Below are 15,021 nucleotides of genomic sequence, written 5' to 3' on the forward strand. Positions count from 1 at the left end.
ATGCTACAAGAAATTTCGATCAAAAACTTTGCAATTATCGAAGAAATTCATCTCTCTTTTGAAAGTGGGATGACTATTTTGACTGGGGAAACTGGTGCTGGGAAATCCATTATTATTGATGCTATGGGTCTTTTACTGGGCGGACGTAGCTCTAGCGATTTTGTACGTACAGGAAAAGACAAGGCTGAAATTGAAGGACTTTTCTTTGCAGGAAAAAATAAAGAACTTGATCAAAAACTAGAAAATCTAGGTCTTGAAAGTAGCAGCGAGCTTATTTTACGACGAGATATTTTTGCTAATGGCCGTTCAGTCTGCCGTGTAAATGGTCAGATGGTTAATTTGACTACTCTGCGAGAAATAGGGGAACTTCTGGTTGATATTCATGGTCAGCATGATAACCAAGAATTGATGAATGCAAAGCATCACTTACGTTTGTTGGATGAGTTTGGTGATGAAACTTTTGAACAGATTAAAGCGGAATACCAAGTCAAGTTTGAATACTATAAAAAAATTCGTCAGTCATTAGAAACTCGGCAAAAAAATGAGCAAGAATTCGCTCAACGCATCGAAATCCTACAATTTCAAGTGGAAGAAATTGAAGCAGCTGATATAAATTTGAAAGAGGATGAACAACTCCAAACACGTAGAGATAAGCTGACAAATGCTAAAAATATTGCTGACGCGCTTAATACAGCCTACTTAGCTTTAGATGATGAAGAAGGTGACTTCTCAAGTCTTAGTGGAATTCGCACGGCCATGTCTGAGCTAGAATCAGTGGCTGAATTTGATCAAGATTATCAAGATTTATCAGATAAAACGATGGATGCTTATTATCTGCTTGAAGAAGTGTCTACAAAATTAGCGATATCCCTTGATACGATAGAATTTAATCCAACAGAACTTTTGCAAATTGAAGAAAGAATCCTGACTTTGAACACTTTACGTAAAAAGTATGGGCCCGAACTTTCCGATGTTTTGAAAACCTTGGAAAAAATCCAGCTGGAACTTTCCGATTTAACAGGTGGTACAGAGGATAGTGAAAGTCTGGAAGAAGCTCTTAAAAAGGCACAAGCAGACCTTTTAGTAGCGAGTGACCATCTTAACAGCGCACGCCATGCTATAGCAAAAGAACTAGAAGCAGATATCAAAAAAGAACTTGCGGATCTTTACATGGAGAAAGCCGACTTTTCGGTCCACTTTGAGAGTGGAAAATTCTCTAGCAAAGGCAATGAGCAAGTAGAATTTTACATTCAAACTAATCCTGGCGAAGGATTTAAGCCTCTAGCTAAAACAGCTTCAGGAGGAGAACTTTCACGCTTAATGTTAGCGATTAAATCGAGTTTTTCAAGACGTGAAAATAAAACTTCTATTGTGTTTGATGAAGTAGACACAGGCGTTTCTGGGCGTGTTGCTCAGGCTATTGCTCAAAAAATTTATAAAATTGCACGTGCAGGACAGGTATTAGCAATCTCTCATCTGCCACAAGTGGTAGCAATTGCGGATACACAGTTTTATATTGAAAAAGCCTCAACAGACGATGTGACAACTTCTACAGTGCGAAAACTTGAATTAGAAGAACGGATTGAAGAAGTTGCGAAAATGTTAGCTGGAGATGATGTAACCGTAGAAGCGCTGGCACAAGCAAAACGATTACTAACGGAATGAGGAAAAGTATGTTTACGTTAAAAGATTTCAAACAGGCCTACCAAAAATTTTGGGTGGGTTACATGTCCTTTAAAGAAAGAACCAACCGCAAAGATTACTGGTTAGCCATGCTTGGGCACGGTTTACTTACTCTGATCTTACTTTTGCTTTCTTTCTTATTTGAGGCTTTATCAAACGATGTATTACCAGATATCTGGTCTGTTTTTTCATATTTTTTCCTTGGGTTATGGGTAGTCTATGTGTTATTAACAATGTTACCTTTTTGGGCGATTGCTGTGCGACGTTTACGCGATGCGGGTCTCCCTTGGGAATTGATTTTTATTCTCTTAGCACCAGTTGGTGGACTTTTAGGGATGTTTGTTCTGAACGCTCTACCTTCTACTCAGTTTCAAAGGCAGTTGCCAGAATTTTCCGAGGCCGCTTATCGCAAGCCTAAGATTCAAGAAACTGGGCATGAGACATTTTTCCAAGCATGGAAGAATTATTTTATTGGTTATGTATCGTTCACAGGCCGTACAAGTCGTATTAGCTTTTGGATGGTACAACTGGTCTTTGCTGTACTCTTTGCCATTTTTGGCATTTTGCTTGTAGGCGTTCATTTGTTTGAAATGGCACTCTTTGGTGGTGCATTTCTTGCCACTTGGATGCTTATAGCACTAATTTTCTTAATCGGCATGGGGTTATTACTGCCCACACTGGCTCTATTTGCACGTCGTTTTCGTGATGTGGGTTTATCAGACTTTGCGATTGGCTTAATCTTTCTAGTAGCCATAATGTTGATACTCTTGAGCAATATCACACATGCTGTAGATGTAGCAAGCTTTGGGATATACGATTTCGCGCTACTAAATTATCTTTTATTCTTGCTTGATTTTGTCTTTGTCCTGCTCATTATTTTTGTGACTACCCAAGACAAGAATCAACTGGTACAGAAGGAAAAAACACTTTTGTTTAGAAGAGAGGGCTGAAATATTCAGTCTTTTTTGCTATAATAAATAAAATCACTAAAGAAATAAGGATATGTTTTGAATTATAAATTAAGAGAAATTTCCGCTGAAGAATTCGCTCAATTCAATGAAAATGTAAGCCAAGGGAGCTTTTTACAAACTCCCGAAATGGCAGAGCTGATGACGGCAAATGGCTGGGAAGTAACTTTATTGGCTGTCCAATCAGATAAAATCGAAATGGCCGCTCTTTTAGGAGCGAAAAATATGACTGGTGGTAAGCATTATGAAATCCAGTACGGCCCCATTTTCCAGACATATCAGGAAGATGTTGAACAGTTTTTCTATCAAGAGTTACGTCAGTTTGTCAAAGAGCATGGTGGGATGGAGCTTTTAGTCATTCCGAATACAAACTATCAAGAATTCGATAGTACTGGACAGCCTCTTACAGAAGAAAACAAGAAATTCATCACGGCTATGCAGAATCTTGACTACGCACATACAGGTTTAGAAGTAGGGTATAACAAGCGGGGCGAATCTACTTGGCACTATATCAAGGATTTATCAGAAATCGCTGATGAGAAGAAGTTGCTCAAGTCTTACTCTAAAGATGGACAATACTCTGTTAAGAAAACACAACAATTTGGGATTCGTGTGCGCCCCTTAGCTTATGAAGAGTTAGATAAATTCAAGAAAATTACGTCTGAAACTTCTGAGCGTCGGGGATACGATGATCATGATTTAGCTTACTATCAAAGCCTTTACAAGACATTTGGAGATAAGGCAGAATTTTTAGTTGCGGAGATTAACTTTGCGGACTATGAAGAAGCTATTTTAGCTCAAATTGATAAACTTACCGGGCAAATTGAAAAAACGAAAAAAGAAGGCAAGCGAAAAGAACTAGAGAGCCAATTGGAAACGCAAAAAGTTCGTTTAACAGAGGCGCGTGAATTCATTGAACAGCATGGTCGTGAAGACATTATTTTAGCAGGTTCGCTTTTCATTTATGGAGCCAGTGAAACCATTTATCTTTTTAGTGGGTCTTATGAAGCCTTTAAGAAATTATATGCTCCATTCGCTATTCAACATTATGTGATGAAAAAAACATTGGCTAGTGGCGTGAAGAGTTATAATTTCTTTGGTATTGCAGGAACTTTTGATGGAACAGATGGTGTTTTGCACTTTAAACAAAACTTTGCAGGATATGTCGTACGTAAAGTTGGTTATTTCAATTATTATCCAAAACCACTTAAACATAAAGTTTTAAGTACAATCAAAACAATGTTAGGTAGAAAATAATGGAATTCTTAGAAATCTCGCAAGAACAATTTGCAGCATTTGCAGCTGAAGAAACGGAGTCTTTTTTACAAACAGCCGAAATGGCAGAAATGCTTGCAAAACGTGGCTACAAGACACATTTTTTAGCTGTAAAAATAAATGATAAAATTAAGATGGCAGCGCTTATGACTTCTATCGCTGTTTCAGGCGGAGCAAGGCTTGAAATTAATTTTGGTCCAATCGGCAACTTTGACCAAATGGTCTTTAATTGTTTTATCCAAGAACTTAAAAAATATGCTAAAGCACACCAAGTTCTAGAAGTGAAAGTTCGTCCAGCAGTTAACTATATGACTTTTGACAGTAAAGGACAAGAGCTTGGAGAAGTAAATGCGTCCTTTATTGACGAAATGAAAAAACTCGGCTTGACTTACAATGGTCGACACACAGGTTATGAGGAACAAGATGCGGTAGCAGAATGGCAATATATCAAGGATCTTTCGGAAATAAATAATGAAGAAGAACTTTTGAAAAGCTATAACTCGAATGCAAAGCGAAATGTAAAAAAAGCGATAAAAAATGAAGTTCTTGTGAAAGTAGCTACATATGATGAACTTTTCGAAGTTGAACGTTTGGTTGGCAACACAGGTGAGAAACGACACTTTGCGACAAAAGATTTAGAATATTATCAAGAGCTTTATACAGCTTTTGGAGATAAAATTGAATTCTTGATAACTTATCATGAATCAACTGCTATTGCTGCTGGTGTATTTATAGAAGTTAATCAAGAGTTTCTCTACCTTTATGGAGGATCAGATGGAGCTTATGGTAAACTTGGAGGGCCTTTCCTCATGCAACATACCGCAATGTTACATGCACTGGAGCGGGGAATGAAGACCTACAATTTCTATGGTATCTCTGGTAATTTTGATGGGAGTGATGGCGTTTTGAAGTTTAAGCAAAACTTTGGTGGCTATATCACTCAAAAAGTTGGTGAATTTTCATATTATCCACAACCCATGAAATATAAACTCATTCAAGGAATGAAAAAAGTCTTAGGACGTGGTTAAATAATAAAAAGGCTCTATGGAAAGTTTCTCCATAAAGCCTTTTTTATTTTAAAAGTCGATAATAAAATCTCACAATGTAAAAAACTTTTGACAAATTTGCTATAATGAATGCATGGAAACTTTATACGATTTAACAATTATTGGTGCAGGTCCTGTTGGTCTCTACGCTGGATTTTATGCTGGAATGCGTGGTATGTCTGTTAAGATTATTGAGGCTTTAGAAGAAGCCGGTGGTCAACCTCAAACCCTCTATCCTGAAAAAATGATATATGATATAGCGGGACTCCCTGAAATTTCAGGAGCAGACTTGACAGTAAACCTTTTGACGCAGCTCGCGCGTGTGCCTCATGAACTTTACTTAAATGAGAAAGTCGAAAATATTAGTCAAGATGAAGTTGACGGTACTTTCAAACTTCAAACAGATAAGAGAACACATAAGTCAAAAGCAGTTTTACTGACGACTGGGTCGGGATTGTTAAGTCCACGAAAACTTAATCTTGAAGGTGAAGATGAACTCCATAATGTAGGAAAACTTAACTACTTCATTAAGAGTTTAGAAGAATATCGAGGAAAAGAAGTTGCGGTTCTTGGTGGGGGAGACAGTGCTTTAGACTGGGCATTAATGTTAGAAAAAGTAGCCAGTAAAGTTCATTTGATTCATCGTCGTCCTTCATTTAGAGCGCACGCCCTCACTGTGGCAGAGCTTGAACAATCAACAGTTAAAGTCCATACACCTTATTTGCCGAATCATTTATCTACAAAAGGTCTCCACCTTCAACGTGTGAAGTCAGAAGAAATACATCCTTTGGAAGTAGAAAAAATATTAGTAAATTATGGTATGATGACAAATCATGTGAATCTTAGTGAAGAACTAGAAATGAGCCGTCGAGGAAGAATTCAATCCAATCGTCAGCAGCAAACAAATATTTCAGGCTTATATGTAGCGGGTGACGCCAGTGATTATGAAGGAAAAGCACCTTTGATGTCTGTCGGTTTTGGTGAAGCCGTACTGGCTATCAATGATATGACCCAAAAGTTAGAGTTCAGTCACAGCTTACAAAAAGGTCATTCTTCAAGCCTATTTGGTAAATGACAGGAAAATAAGGTATAATGGGTAGGAATACGAATGATTTACAGGAATTTAGGAAAACATTATGCTTATTAACTTACTCATTTTAATATTACTTGTATGGTCTTTTATAGTTGGCTATTCTCGCGGTTTGATTTTGCAAGCTCTCTATAGTTTGGGAATAATTATTTCGGCTATTATTGCCTTCTTAAATTATAAGGAATTAGCTTCCCATCTGACGATGTGGGTGCCTTTTTCCAGTGCTACTGCTGATTCTCGACTGCTTTTCTTTGATAACAGTATGCTTTTCCAGATTGATGATGCTTTCTACGCCGGACTTGCTTTTATCCTAATTTTTGTGGTGTCCTATGTGATTATTCGTTTGATTGGGCTTTTTGTGCATATCACGCGTCTCCAGCCGCTTGGAAAAAACGGGAAAATTATTGCAGGTGTTTTGGCAGTGGGGGCGACTTATTTTGGTCTACAAATGGCCGTTACCTTATTGGCGCTTGTACCTATGCCAGTGGTACAAAATCATTTGAATGCTTCGGCACTCGTCCGCCTTATGGTAAGTCATACCCCAATTTCTTCGGGAATGCTGAAAAATATCTTTATTGAGAACATAATAGGTAATCTTTAAAACTTATGAATAAAAAAATTATCCAAATTTTAGAATTTGACAAGGTCAAAGAGCAATTCTTGGCCTTTTTAACAACAGCTCAGGGAAAAAAAGAGTTGGCTGAATTAGAGCCACTTTCTGATCCTAAAAAAATCCAAACATTGTTTGATGAATTAGCTGAATTTGAAAATTTAGCGCAAGAAAATGGGCAAATTCATCTTTCTAAAACAGCAGATATCAGTGAAATACTACGACGTCTAGAACTTGATGCACAGCTTAGTGGCCGTGAATTTGTTGAAATTAAAAAAATTGTCCAACAAGGATTAAATATTCTGCGTTATTTTGATGAAGCAGAGAATGTAAATATTCCTACTCTAGAAGAACTTATCAGTAAATTTGCAGAACTTTCTTCTGTTAACAAGGAACTAGAAATATTTGACAATTCTGGCACACTCTATGATAATGCTTCATCTGAGCTAATGCACATACGCTCTGCAATTAAACGTTATCAGTCCGACATAAAAAAAGTGATGCAAGAGCTTTTGTCTAAAAATGCAGGGGCTTTAACAGAAAACTTGATTACAGTTCGTAATGATCGACAAGTGTTACCTGTCCGTGCGGATAGCAAGAATAAAATCTCTGGTGTCGTTCATGATATGTCAGCAACAGGTCAAACGCTCTATATTGAACCTAACGCTGTCGTTTCGCTTAATAACAATCTGAACCAAAAGAAAATTGAAGAGAAAAATGAAATCATTCGCATCTTCCGCGAATTAAGCGAGAAGTTAAAACCATTCACTCCAGATATCCGACAAAATGCTTGGTTGCAGGGGCATTTAGATTTAATTAAAGCGAAGTACAATTATCTATTGAAATACAAAGCAAGTATTCCGGAATTGGCAGCTGATAATGACATATGTTTCTATGAGGCGCGTCACCCGCTGATTGATCCCAAAGTTGTTGTGGCAAATGACATAAAGTTTGACAGTAAACTAAATACGATTGTAATCACTGGACCCAATACTGGTGGTAAAACGATTACCTTGAAGACAGTCGGCCTTTTGACTATAATGGCACAGTCTGGTTTGCCTATTTTGACCAGTGCGGGAAGTCGGGCACACATTTTTTCTGAAATCTTTGCGGACATTGGAGACGAACAATCCATTGAGCAAAGCCTCTCAACTTTCTCAAGTCATATGACAAATATTGTCGAAATTTTAGAAAAAGCTGATCATACATCATTGGTTCTTTTTGATGAGCTGGGTGCAGGTACAGATCCTAAAGAAGGAGCTGCCTTGGCCATTGCTATTTTAGAATTTTTGCGTAAAAAACATGTGAAAACACTGGCGAGTACCCACTATCCAGAACTTAAGGCTTACGGTGTAGAAACACCAGAGGTTATTAATGCCAGCATGGAATTTGATATTGATAAGATGCGCCCAGTTTTTCGTCTACAGCTTGGTGTGCCAGGTCGGTCAAATGCTTTAGAAATCTCACGACGCATAGGTTTATCAGATCAGATTATTCAGGAAGCCAGCAATATGGTCTCGGATGAAGAACATGACGTGAACCATATGATTGCGAGCCTTGAAGAGAAAACCAAGGAAGTTACAGAAGCAGCAGCAAATATCAAAAGGCTGGAAAGAGAGAATATTAACCTCCACAAGGATTTAACTCGAGTTTATGATCAAGTGAATCGAGAACGTGATTTAGAACTTCAAAAAGCAAAACAAGAAGCCCAAGAAGTTGTGAAAAAAGCAAGCCAAGAGGCTCAAGATATTCTCAAAAATCTCAATGAAAAAGCGCAACTTAAGCCCCATGAAATTATTGCTGCTCGTGGTGAACTCGAGAATCTAGTTCCTTCTGTTGATTACAGTAAGAATAAAATTTTGAAAAAAGCAAAAGCTCAGCGCGGTCTTAAACAAGGCGCAGAAGTTGTTGTTACGGCTTATGGACAACGTGGTAAGCTTATTCGCCTGGAAAAAGACGGGCGTTGGCAAGTTCAGATGGGTTCAATAATGACCAAACTGCAAGAAGATGAATTTGAGCTGACAGAAGAAGAAATTGCGAAAAGCCAACCCGCCAAGACAAAAGCTGTTACACGGAAAGTAAGCAATAAAGTTAAAGCACAATTAGATTTACGTGGCATGCGTTATGAAGAAGCAGAACTTGAGCTGGATAATTACATTGACCAAGCATTGCTTGCTAATCTTTTACAAATCACAATTGTGCATGGTATTGGTACTGGCGTAATTCGTGAAATGGTGCAGAAAAAGTTGCAAAAACACCGTCATATTAAGAGTTATGAATATGCTCCTGTAAATGCTGGTGGAAGTGGCGCAACAATTGCTACTTTAAAATGACTTAAATTGTAAAGAAAATCATAATATTTGTAAAGCAGTTAAAAATTCGCTAGAATGTAGTCATAATAAAGAACGAGGAAATAAAAATGGAATATAATATCACTGATGCTACTTTTAAAGAAGAAATTAAAGATGGACTAGTACTTGTAGATTTTTGGGCAACATGGTGTGGTCCTTGTCGTATGCAAGCACCTATTTTGGAACAATTGGGAGAAGAACTTGACGAGTCAGAACTTAAAATTTGTAAACTTGATGTCGATGAAAATCCTGAAACACCACAAGCTTTCGGTGTAATGAGCATTCCTACATTGATTTTCTTTAAAGATGGTCAAATGGTTAAACAAGTAGTTGGAGTTCAAACTAAAGCTCAACTCAAAGCTGCTGTTGCAGAATTATCATAAAATAAAATTATAAGAAATACCATGGCCGGTATTTCTTTTTTTGTAATATAATTTGTCTCTTCAAGTGATAGACAGCATTTCTCGTAAAACAGCGTGACAAATAGCGAGCAAAATGGTATCATGGAAAAGTTGAGGTTAAATTCTCTATATTTAAAGTTAAAGGAGTTTAAAATGTCTAAGAAAAAAGATACAGAAATTGAAATTATTGATACAAAAACTGGTGTTCAAGTCAAATCAGGCAAAAAAATCATCGCTGAAATTAATGAAGAAAATGGCAATTTTGTCGTCCTTACTTCTGGAAAAGAACTTACAGTAACGCGTAATTTTGCGGATGCCTTGGAAGAAGCAATTAAAGCTTACAATTTGGGTGCCTAAACTTACCCAAATTACCATCTTATACTTATAAATGAATAGTAAATTCTTGAAAACTATTTATTAATTTGATAAAATATTTACTGTTGTCGAAAGATAGACAGTGGGGTATAGCCAAGCGGTAAGGCAAGGGACTTTGACTCCCTCATGCGTTGGTTCGAATCCAGCTACCCCAGTTATGCAGACAGGTTCAAACTGAGCCTGTTTTTTTTAATAATTTTTGATAGAATAGAGATATGTATACAGTAAAAATTGGACTTGATGCTCATCTTCATGATGAGTTTGTTGCTGCCTCGGGCATGCCAAACCTCTTACAAACGTCAAAATGGGCTACAATTAAAAGTAGTTGGAAATCAGAAATCATTGGTTTTTATAAAGATAAAAGATTGGTTGCTAGTAGTTTAGTTTTAATTCGCCCGCTTCCCCTTGGATTTACGATGCTGTATATTCCGCGTGGGATTTTGATGGATTATACAGATAAAGCTTTATTAAAGTTTGTTTTGTTAGAATTGAAAAAATTTGGGAAAAGACAGAAAGCACTTTTCATCAAATTTGACCCTGCTTATAAATTTGATGATGCGTATGATATCATGACAAATTTAACAAATGCTGGCGTTGAATATACTGGACGTACTACAGAAATGCACGATACAATTCAACCAAGGTATAATGCTGTCATTTATAAAGAAGATTTTTCAGAAGAAGTTCTGGATAAAAAAACACGTCAATTTATTCGCAAGGCAAGAAATTCTTACCCAGAAGTTATTTTTGGGGGAAAGGAGCTAGTCCCTGTATTTGCTGAATTAATGAAAAAGACAGAGGCCCGCAAAAATGTAAGCCTTCGTAATGCCGACTACTATACCAAACTTTTGGACACATATGGTTCAGATGCCTTCATAACTTTAGTGAAATTTGATATGTCTAAAGTGAAGGCTGACATGGAAGCCAATGTGGAAAAAATCAAAGATAATCAATCAAAAGCGAAGAATGAAAAGCGCCTAAAAACTCTAACTGAAGAGCTGGCAATTGCGGAAAAAAATGTTTCTGATATTTCTGCTTTTATTGCTGAAAAAGGCGCAGTTATTCCTGTAGCTGGCACTTTATCTATTAATGCTTTTGGTGCCGCAGAGACTCTGTATGCGGGAACAGACACAGCTTTTCAAAAGTATTATCCTTCTTACCTCGTATGGTTTGAAACCATTCAACATGCTTTTGAAAAGGGTGCAAATACCCTTAATATGGGTGGTTTGGAAAATTCTCTTTCGGAAAAAGATGGACTTTTGAAATTCAAAAAGCATTTCAATCCTCGTATAGAAGAATATGTGGGCGAATTTGACTTACCTGTGAGCAAACTCCTCTATAAAATGGCGAATTCATTGTATATGCGCCGGAAGACAAAACATTGAGGACTGACAGAAAAAGTTTACAAGAGGTTGTAAACTACTATACATTTTTGAGAAAAATGTTATAATGAATATTAGCTATTAGGGAAGGATGGCGTTTTTCGCCTGTAAACTTGTAAACATGGAATTCAAGCATGACACTGTAATGCTACACGAAACCGTTGATATGCTTGAGGTTAAACCTGATGGCATCTATGTTGATGCAACTCTTGGTGGAGCAGGACATAGTGAATATCTTTTGAGTAAGTTGACAACAGGTCATCTCTATTCATTTGATCAAGACGAAACAGCACATGAAAATGCTAAGATACGTTTAAAAACAGCTCTAGAAGAAGAGAAAGTCACATTAATAAAAAGTAATTTCCGATATTTGCGCTCTAGCTTAGCCGAACTAGGAGTTACAAAAATTGATGGAATTCTCTATGATCTCGGCGTTTCTAGCCCACAATTTGATGATACTCAGCGTGGTTTTTCTTATAAAAAAGAAGCACGTTTGGACATGAGAATGAATCAATCTCAAGCACTTTCTGCTTATGAAGTCGTCAATGACTATCCTTATGAAGACTTGGTTCGAATTTTTTATCGCTATGGTGAAGAAAAATTTTCTAAACAAATTGCGCGCAAGATTGAGCAAGCAAGAAAGCTAAAGCCTATTGAATTAACAACAGAGTTAGCAGATTTGATAAAAACTGCCTTACCTCAAAAAGAGCTTAAGAAAAAAGGCCATCCGGCAAAGCGTATTTTTCAAGCGATTCGGATTGAAGTTAATGATGAGCTTGGCGCTGCTGAAGAATCTATTGAAGAAGCTATTGATCTCCTTAAAGTTTCAGGACGGATAAGTGTAATCACGTTCCATTCTTTAGAAGATCGCTTAACCAAAACGATTTTCAAAGAATATAGTACGGTTGATGTACCTAAAGGACTTCCGATGATTCCTAAAGATATGGAAGCTAAACTAAAATTAGTAAATCGTAAACCAATCCTTGCAAGCTCTGAGGAACTTGCATTTAATAACCGGGCCCATAGTGCTAAGTTGCGTGTGGCCGAAAAACAAAAAGATTAAATCCTGAAAATGAAAGTAGAGAGGGGAGATAAATATGGCAGCACAACCAAAAGAATATTTTGATATTGAAACGGCAGCTAAAAAGGACAGCTATGCAATCTCAAAAGACTCGTTAGCACCGGAAGTTTTAGCTAAAAAATTCAAAAGCTTTTCTGGGGTTGAAAAAGCATTTTATCTTTCTATGGTTGTGGTTGCTTTAATGTTAGCAATAACCCAACTCTTCATTCAAACAAAAACACAGGAAATTGAAAGCAGTACTTTGCACTATAACAGTCAAATCACTGTTAAAGAGCAAAAAAATTCTGAATATGATCAGAAAATACAGGAGCTAACATCCCAAGCCAAACTTCAAAAAGTTACGGATAAATATGGTATCTCCTACAACCCTGATAATGTATTGAAAGCGACAAAATGAAAACTATTTTTCGAATAATTACTCTCCCTTTCAGACGTATTTCGAAAAAAGCGAAAAAAAGTCATCAAAGACCTGAACAAAATCGTAAACGTGTCGGTAAGAGTCTATTTGTAGTAGCTATTGCTCTGTTTGCGATTTTTATATTTCGCTTTGTCTGGATTATAACAGTTAACCAAATCGGTGGTGTGAATATCTCCGAGATGGCCAAAACAAACTATTTAAACACAACTACTGTCTATGCTAAGCGCGGAACGATTTATGATAGGAATGGAATTCCCTTAGCCGTTGATGCCAGTGATTATACGGTCTATGCAGTGCTGGATGAAACACAAGTAGATAATAACAATAATAAACTTTATGTTGACAAGTCAGATTTTGGTAAAGTGACAGACTTTTTGAATAAAGAGTTAGGTATTGACAAAACACTGATTGAGCAACAGCTTAATTCTGGAAAATCTCAAGTTCAATTTGGTTCAGCAGGAACAAAGATTCCTTTGGAAAAAATGGAACAAATGAAAAAGGATGCAGAAAATGCAGGCTTAGTTGGGATTGGCTTTACGCCTAACTTGACGCGTTCCTATCCAGAGCCTAACTATGCTTCACAATTTATTGGAATTGCGCAGCTTAAGACACCAGGTGATTCGGGTTCAGGTTTGGTAGGTATCAATGGTTTGGAAGCTTCATTTAATAATATCCTTAGTGGTACAAATGGCGAAGAAACTTATGAAAAAGACCGTTATGGTCGTCCTTTACCAGGAACAACAACTGTAAGTAAGCAAGTTAGAAATGGACAAGATTTATATACAACCTTAGATGCCCGTCTACAAAGTAATCTTGAAACACTCATGGATACAGCTGTGAAAAATTCAGGAGGTCAGCAACTCTCTGCTACCTTGATGGATGCCCATACAGGCGACATCCTTGCTACAACACAACGGCCAACATTTACTGCCAAAAACTTCAATGATAAAGCAACCAGAGAGCAACCACACTTTACGGAAAACAGTATGCTTTATCAGTCACAGTTTGAACCTGGTTCAGTAATGAAAACTTTCCTCATGGCATCAGCACTTGACAGTAATAAAGTGGATTTGAATTCAAGTTATTTCCGTCGTGTAAATCTATACGATGTTGTGATCAATGACTGGGATGTCAATGAAAGTGAAGATAGTACCTTTAAGTTACCGTCAACAGTGACTTATGCTCAAGGCTTTATGATGTCAAGTAATACGGGTATGAGCCGTATTGTTCAAAATATGGGTAAAGACCTTTGGGATAGCTACTTGCGTCGCTTCAAATTTGGTGTACCCACACGTATCGGTATGGGGGGAGAACAATTCGGTTCTCTTCCGGATGATAATGCAGTTTCTCAAGTTCAGTCTTCATTTGGACAAGGTATTAGTACCACGCAGATTCAACTCTTACGTGGCTGGACAAGCTTTGGTAATAAAGGGGAGATGCTTGAGCCTCATGTTGTAAGTAAGATTGTCGATAAAGACAAAAATACTTATCTGGAAGCACAAAAAGAAGTTATCGGTCGTCCTGTTTCGGAAAGTGCGATTAGTCAAACCAACAACCTCATGGTAGGTGTGAATACAGACCCAATATGGGGAACGTCTTATTTGACGGTGGATTCTCAAGGTCATGAGCCTGGACCACTTTTCATGGTAAACGGAAATAGTATGGCTGTGAAGACAGGTACAGCTCAGATTGCCTCAGAAAAAGGTGGCTACCTTGAGGGTATGCAGGATAACATCTACTCTGCTGTAGCTATGTACCCTGCAGAGAATCCAGACTTTATCTTCTACATGAACATTAAGATTCCATCTAGCACTTGGTCTTTGACTTATATTTCTGATGTTGCCAATCCGTTGATAACACGTGCAGAACAAATCAAGAATCAAGAAGCGGCTGCTTCGGATACTTCAGGTTTGAAAGAAGGTAAAGTTACCATTGCTGACTACAAAGATAAATCACCTGGTAATGTTTCAGATGAGCTACGTCGTAGTCTCTTATCACCAATAGTTATCGGACAAGGTGCTAAGGTAACTGCTCAATCGATAGCTAAAGGTGAAGAAGTTAGTGCCAATACACGCATTATGCTTCTCACTGAAGGAGATCATATCATGCCAGATATGTTCAAGTGGTCGAAAGAACAAGTTGAACAGCTTGCTAAATGGTACAATCTAAAAATTGATTATCAAGGTTCTGGTGACCAAGTTAACACCCAAAGTGTTGTGATGGGAACTAAACTAAAAAATAATCAGACAATCACAGTAACGATGAATTAGGCGAAATTTTTCGCCTCTTTCAATTTTGAGCCACATAAAGCTCTATAAATAAAAGAAACACAGTTTCTAAG

General features: G+C 37.4%; 13 protein-coding genes and 1 tRNA gene. All 14 read left to right on the top strand.

The window, feature by feature from the left end:
• The 14 genes from recN (at position 1) to I6G50_RS01610 (ending at position 14,950) form a co-directional block, all read left to right on the top strand.
• Positions 1-1,665, top strand: coding sequence for a DNA repair protein RecN (gene recN, locus I6G50_RS01545; protein ID WP_197908959.1), 1,665 nt, complete (start codon positions 1-3; stop codon positions 1,663-1,665).
• Positions 1,666-1,673: 8 nt separating this feature from the next.
• Positions 1,674-2,633, top strand: a complete 960-nt coding sequence (locus I6G50_RS01550; protein ID WP_081167139.1) for a DUF805 domain-containing protein — start codon at positions 1,674-1,676, stop codon at positions 2,631-2,633.
• A 57-nt stretch (positions 2,634-2,690) separates the two neighbouring features.
• Entirely contained in the window at positions 2,691-3,908 is a 1,218-nt protein-coding gene (locus I6G50_RS01555) for an aminoacyltransferase (RefSeq protein WP_197908960.1), read from the top strand.
• Positions 3,908-4,954, top strand: a complete 1,047-nt coding sequence (locus tag I6G50_RS01560; protein ID WP_003135378.1) for a peptidoglycan bridge formation glycyltransferase FemA/FemB family protein — start codon at positions 3,908-3,910, stop codon at positions 4,952-4,954. The genes I6G50_RS01555 and I6G50_RS01560 overlap by 1 nt, the downstream gene beginning before the upstream one ends.
• Positions 4,955-5,066: 112 nt before the next feature.
• Positions 5,067-6,047 carry an NAD(P)/FAD-dependent oxidoreductase gene (locus I6G50_RS01565; protein ID WP_003135377.1) on the top strand — a complete coding sequence of 327 codons (981 nt, stop codon included), beginning with the start codon at positions 5,067-5,069 and terminating at the stop codon, positions 6,045-6,047.
• A gap of 61 nt (positions 6,048-6,108) precedes the next feature.
• Positions 6,109-6,663 (top strand): CvpA family protein, encoded by a 555-nt coding sequence (locus I6G50_RS01570; protein ID WP_003135376.1) that lies wholly within the window; start codon positions 6,109-6,111, stop codon positions 6,661-6,663.
• A gap of 5 nt (positions 6,664-6,668) precedes the next feature.
• Positions 6,669-9,005, top strand: a complete 2,337-nt coding sequence (locus I6G50_RS01575; RefSeq protein ID WP_197908961.1) for an endonuclease MutS2 — start codon at positions 6,669-6,671, stop codon at positions 9,003-9,005.
• A gap of 86 nt (positions 9,006-9,091) precedes the next feature.
• On the top strand, positions 9,092-9,406 hold the full coding sequence (gene trxA, locus I6G50_RS01580; protein WP_003135374.1) for a thioredoxin: 315 nt from the start codon (positions 9,092-9,094) through the stop codon (positions 9,404-9,406).
• A 171-nt stretch (positions 9,407-9,577) separates the two neighbouring features.
• Positions 9,578-9,781 (top strand): DUF2969 domain-containing protein, encoded by a 204-nt coding sequence (locus I6G50_RS01585; protein WP_003135372.1) that lies wholly within the window; start codon positions 9,578-9,580, stop codon positions 9,779-9,781.
• A 101-nt stretch (positions 9,782-9,882) separates the two neighbouring features.
• Positions 9,883-9,954, top strand: a tRNA-Gln gene (locus I6G50_RS01590).
• Positions 9,955-10,014: 60 nt separating this feature from the next.
• Positions 10,015-11,184, top strand: coding sequence for a peptidoglycan bridge formation glycyltransferase FemA/FemB family protein (locus I6G50_RS01595; protein WP_197908962.1), 1,170 nt, complete (start codon positions 10,015-10,017; stop codon positions 11,182-11,184).
• Between the two features lie 118 nt (positions 11,185-11,302).
• The gene (rsmH, locus tag I6G50_RS01600) at positions 11,303-12,244 is read left to right on the top strand and encodes a 16S rRNA (cytosine(1402)-N(4))-methyltransferase RsmH (protein WP_081167155.1); all 942 of its coding nucleotides are present in this window, start codon (positions 11,303-11,305) and stop codon (positions 12,242-12,244) included.
• A 34-nt stretch (positions 12,245-12,278) separates the two neighbouring features.
• The gene (locus I6G50_RS01605) at positions 12,279-12,659 is read left to right on the top strand and encodes a cell division protein FtsL (RefSeq protein ID WP_081167157.1); all 381 of its coding nucleotides are present in this window, start codon (positions 12,279-12,281) and stop codon (positions 12,657-12,659) included.
• Positions 12,656-14,950 carry a penicillin-binding transpeptidase domain-containing protein gene (locus I6G50_RS01610; protein WP_197908963.1) on the top strand — a complete coding sequence of 765 codons (2,295 nt, stop codon included), beginning with the start codon at positions 12,656-12,658 and terminating at the stop codon, positions 14,948-14,950. The genes I6G50_RS01605 and I6G50_RS01610 overlap by 4 nt, the downstream gene beginning before the upstream one ends.
• Positions 14,951-15,021: the final 71 nt, after the last annotated feature.

The organism is Lactococcus garvieae, from assembly GCF_016027715.1.
In the GTDB taxonomy this organism is placed as follows: domain Bacteria; phylum Bacillota; class Bacilli; order Lactobacillales; family Streptococcaceae; genus Lactococcus; species Lactococcus garvieae_A.

Coding starts and splice junctions, on each gene's coding strand:
- recN (WP_197908959.1), top strand. CDS start 1: ATGCTACAAGAAATTTCGATCAAAAACTTTGCAATTATCGAAGAAATT.
- I6G50_RS01550 (WP_081167139.1), top strand. CDS start 1,674: ATGTTTACGTTAAAAGATTTCAAACAGGCCTACCAAAAATTTTGGGTG.
- I6G50_RS01560 (WP_003135378.1), top strand. CDS start 3,908: ATGGAATTCTTAGAAATCTCGCAAGAACAATTTGCAGCATTTGCAGCT.
- I6G50_RS01565 (WP_003135377.1), top strand. CDS start 5,067: ATGGAAACTTTATACGATTTAACAATTATTGGTGCAGGTCCTGTTGGT.
- I6G50_RS01570 (WP_003135376.1), top strand. CDS start 6,109: ATGCTTATTAACTTACTCATTTTAATATTACTTGTATGGTCTTTTATA.
- I6G50_RS01575 (WP_197908961.1), top strand. CDS start 6,669: ATGAATAAAAAAATTATCCAAATTTTAGAATTTGACAAGGTCAAAGAG.
- trxA (WP_003135374.1), top strand. CDS start 9,092: ATGGAATATAATATCACTGATGCTACTTTTAAAGAAGAAATTAAAGAT.
- I6G50_RS01585 (WP_003135372.1), top strand. CDS start 9,578: ATGTCTAAGAAAAAAGATACAGAAATTGAAATTATTGATACAAAAACT.
- I6G50_RS01595 (WP_197908962.1), top strand. CDS start 10,015: ATGTATACAGTAAAAATTGGACTTGATGCTCATCTTCATGATGAGTTT.
- rsmH (WP_081167155.1), top strand. CDS start 11,303: ATGGAATTCAAGCATGACACTGTAATGCTACACGAAACCGTTGATATG.
- I6G50_RS01605 (WP_081167157.1), top strand. CDS start 12,279: ATGGCAGCACAACCAAAAGAATATTTTGATATTGAAACGGCAGCTAAA.
- I6G50_RS01610 (WP_197908963.1), top strand. CDS start 12,656: ATGAAAACTATTTTTCGAATAATTACTCTCCCTTTCAGACGTATTTCG.